Below are 844 nucleotides of genomic sequence, written 5' to 3' on the forward strand. Positions count from 1 at the left end.
ACACGCAACCGCTGGTACTGGCCTGGCCGGTTGCCGACAGACGGGCGACGAACCCCCAAACTTCTCTTCGATCAGGAACCGGTCGGCATCGCCGGTCCCCTGGAGGAATCTCATGTCCAAATCCCTCGTCTTCTCCCCTGCCCGCATCACGGCCACAGCGGTGATCGCCGCTGTCGGTTTATCGGCCATGGCCTTCCCCGCTATGGCCGGACCGGAGCCGCGGCCCACCTCGGCATCGGATGTCAGCGCCGCCTACCAACTCGCCGCCTGCGACCCCAACGGCACCACCTCGACCGACGCAGCCTTGGCCGCCCAGCTCAACACCACCCTCAGAGCAAAGATGCGCGGCTACATGTCCGCCTACCGCGTGTCCTGCGCACGCATGGTGATCAAAGCTGTGCGCGACCGTGGGCTGGACGCACGGGCAGCGGTGATCGCCATCACCACGACCATCGTGGAAACCAGCATCCAGAACATCAGCGAGGCGGTCGACCACGACAGCCTGGGACTGTTCCAGCAGCGCGCCTCCTGGGGAACGGCCGCCCAGCGACTCAACCCGACGTGGGCCACCAACGCCTTCCTCGACAAGATGCTCAGGCTCTACCCGAACAACAGCTGGAAGACCGCGCCAATCGGAGAGGTATGCCAGGCCGTGCAGGTATCGGCCTATCCGGACCGCTATCAAGCCCAGGCCGCCGACGCACAGATCATTGTGAACACCATCCGCGTTGGCGCAATACATGACTTCAATGGAGATGGGAGGGCCGATGTGATCGCGCGTAACGCGACAACCAAGGACCTCCATCTCTACCTCGGCAACGGCACCGGCGGCTTCCAATCAGGA

1 protein-coding gene is annotated in these 844 nt (G+C 64.2%); it reads left to right on the forward strand.

Going from position 1 to position 844, the window contains the following annotated elements:
• Positions 1-112: 112 nt before the first annotated feature.
• On the forward strand, positions 113-844 hold a 732-nt coding region (locus FLX08_RS41760; RefSeq protein WP_208761985.1), incomplete at its 3' end, for an FG-GAP repeat domain-containing protein.

This window comes from Microbispora hainanensis (genome assembly GCF_006874475.1).
Lineage (GTDB): Bacteria > Actinomycetota > Actinomycetes > Streptosporangiales > Streptosporangiaceae > Microbispora > Microbispora hainanensis.